Here is a 2,838-nt window from a genome sequence, read left to right as displayed (position 1 = left end):
GCCCCGGCCGCGCGGGTCGGCCGCTCAGGCGGTGCGCGCCAGCTCCACGAAGTACGCGTGCACGCGCGGGTCACCCGTCAGCTCGGGGTGGAACGAGGTGGCCAGCAGGTTGCCCTGCCGGACCGCCACGATCCGCTCGGCGGCCGGGCCACCGGTCACCGTGCCGATCACCTCGACGCCCGCGCCGACCCGTTCGACCCACGGCGCGCGGATGAACACCGCGTGGAATCCCCCGCCCGGCACGCCGGTGATCTCCACGGGCGCCTCGAACGAGTCGACCTGCCGGCCGAACGCGTTGCGCCGTACCGTCATGTCGATGCCGGCGAAACCGCGCTGGTCGGCGCGGCCGTCCAGCACCTCGGTGGCCAGCATGATCATGCCGGCGCACGAGCCGTAGACGGGCATGCCGTCGGCGATCCGCTTGTCGATCGGCTCGCGCAGCTCGAAGATGTCGACGAGCTTGCTGATGGTGGTGGACTCCCCGCCGGGGATGACCAGGCCGTCGACCGCGTCCAACTCGCCCGGACGGCGGACCGGGCGGGCGTCCGCGCCCGCCCCGGTCAGCGCCGCCAGATGCTCCCGGACGTCCCCCTGAAGGGCGAGGACACCGATGGTGGGCCGGCTCATCGGCACCGTTCCTTCCGTGGCTGTCGGGCTCGCGGGAGCGCGCTCACCAACCCGTCCTTCCCTCGCGACTGCGGGGCTCGCAAGAACGGCTCACTCCTCGCGCTCACCAACCCGTCCTTCCCTCGCGACTGCGGGGCTCGCAAGAACGGCTCACTCCTCGCGCTCACCAACCGCGCTCGGCCAGGCGGTGCGGCTGCGGGATCTCGTCGACGTTGATGCCGACCATCGCCTCGCCGAGCCCCCGGGAGACCTTGGCCAGCACGACCGGGTCGTCGTGGAAGGTGGTCGCCTTGACGATCGCGGCGGCCCGCTGGGCCGGGTTGCCGGCCTTGAAGATGCCGGAGCCGACGAAGACACCCTCCGCGCCGAGCTGCATCATCATCGCCGCGTCGGCCGGAGTGGCGATCCCGCCCGCGGTGAACAGCACCACCGGCAGCTTGCCGCTCTCGGCGACCTCCTTGACCAGCTCGTACGGGGCCTGCAGCTCCTTGGCCGCGACGTACAGCTCGTCGGCCGGCAGCGAGGAGAGCCGGCGGATCTCCTGGCGGATCTTCCGCATGTGGGTGGTGGCGTTGGAGACGTCACCGGTGCCCGCCTCGCCCTTGGAACGGATCATGGCCGCACCCTCGGTGATCCGGCGCAGCGCCTCGCCCAGGTTCGTCGCGCCACAGACGAAGGGCACCGTGAACGCCCACTTGTCGATGTGGTTCGCGTAGTCGGCCGGGGTCAGCACCTCGGACTCGTCGACGTAGTCCACACCCAGCGACTGGAGGATCTGCGCCTCCACGAAGTGACCGATGCGGGCCTTGGCCATCACCGGGATGGAGACCGCCTCGATGATCCCGTCGATCATGTCGGGGTCGCTCATCCGGGACACCCCGCCCTGCGCGCGGATGTCGGCGGGCACCCGCTCCAGGGCCATCACCGCCACGGCACCGGCGTCCTCAGCGATCTTGGCCTGCTCGGCGTTGACGACATCCATGATCACGCCGCCCTTGAGCATCTCGGCCATGCCGCGCTTCACGCGGGCGGTGCCGACGACGGGGGCGGAACCGGTGTTCGAGGCGGTGTTTTCGGGCACGGGTCATCGCTCCTTGGACCTGCGGTGGGGGTGGCAGCGAAAATGCTACGCGCCGTGCAACGCCGTACCGACAGCCAATCAGACCCCCGGTGGCCTGCACTGTGGCAGTGGTCACCGGGCCGTCGGGGAGCGGCCGGCGCCCGCCGGGGATCAGGCGGCGGGGACGTCCGCCGGGACGACGAGGGTCGGGTCGTCGATGTCGAAGTAGCGCGGCCACTCCCGGCCCCGTCCCATCCGCAACAGGCGCACCAGCGGCCTGCTGCGCGCCGAGCGGGCGTCCCGGACCAGGTCGGTGTGCACCTGCCGGGACAACGCGAGCCGACGACTGGCGGCGATGACCGCCGCGCAGTCCGGGTCGGCCGCGTCCAACTGGACACCGCGCAGCTGGCGAGTGAGGTCGTTCTCTGCCGCCTCCCGCTCGTCCGGGCTGGCGTCCAGGGCGATCCGGGCCGCCGCGTACAGCTCGACCCCGAAACGCCGCTCAGCCAGGACCGCGGCCGCCGCCGCGCGGCGCAGCAGGTGGGCGTCGAGGGCCCGGGCCGCCAGCTCCGCGCGGCCCTGCAGCCGCTCGACCCGGCCGGCGGTCCAGATGAGGTACGCCGCGACCAGCCCCACGACCACGCTTCCGGCCACCACCCACCACATGTGCGGCATCGTAGTGCTGCTCCGTTTCGTCCGATTGGGCGCGGCCGGACCGGTCCCACCGGTCACCACCGCACCATCCGTCACACCCGGCTCAGCCCAGCCCCACCCACTCCTGGTCGATGACCCGCCCGTCGGTTGCCTCGATCGCCGCTGCGTATACCTCCACAACGCGCCGAGCAACCACCGGCCAGTCGAAATTCGCCACCACCTGATCGCCGCAGGCACTCAGCGTGGCCCGCCCGGCCGGGTCGTCCAGCAGCTCACTCAGCACGTCACGCAGCCCCACCGGGTCGCCCGTGGGGAAGAGGCGACCGGCCCGCCCACCGTCGAGGACCCGCCGGAACGCGTCCAGGTCACTGGCGACCACAGTCGTACCCGCCGCGAGGGCCTCGGTGAGGATCATGCCGAACGACTCGCCGCCGGTGTTCGGTGCGACGTAGAGATGCGCGCTGCGCAGCATCCGCGCCTTGTCCGCTTCGCTGACC

At 72.0% G+C, this 2,838-nt stretch carries 4 protein-coding genes; all 4 read right to left on the bottom strand.

Features of this window, described 5'->3' with window-relative positions:
- Nucleotides 1-24 precede the first annotated feature (24 nt).
- Nucleotides 25-627, bottom strand: coding sequence for a pyridoxal 5'-phosphate synthase glutaminase subunit PdxT (gene pdxT / locus KBX53_RS28270; RefSeq protein WP_030336889.1), 603 nt, complete (start codon nucleotides 625-627; stop codon nucleotides 25-27).
- Between the two features lie 163 nt (nucleotides 628-790).
- On the bottom strand, nucleotides 791-1,708 hold the full coding sequence (gene pdxS / locus KBX53_RS28265; protein WP_210862601.1) for a pyridoxal 5'-phosphate synthase lyase subunit PdxS: 918 nt from the start codon (nucleotides 1,706-1,708) through the stop codon (nucleotides 791-793).
- A 150-nt stretch (nucleotides 1,709-1,858) separates the two neighbouring features.
- Complete coding sequence (locus KBX53_RS28260) at nucleotides 1,859-2,362, bottom strand: hypothetical protein (protein ID WP_210862599.1); 504 nt, start codon at nucleotides 2,360-2,362, stop codon at nucleotides 1,859-1,861.
- 82 nt (nucleotides 2,363-2,444) lie between these two features.
- Nucleotides 2,445-2,838: glycosyltransferase (locus KBX53_RS28255; RefSeq protein WP_210862597.1), on the bottom strand; the 394-nt coding region annotated here is incomplete at its 5' end.

The sequence above is a fragment of the Micromonospora sp. M51 genome (genome assembly GCF_018070305.1).
In the GTDB taxonomy this organism is placed as follows: Bacteria; Actinomycetota; Actinomycetes; order Mycobacteriales; family Micromonosporaceae; genus Micromonospora; species Micromonospora parva.
The sequence above is the reverse complement of the archived record's forward strand: the minus strand, read 5'-3'. Positions and strand labels throughout refer to the sequence as shown.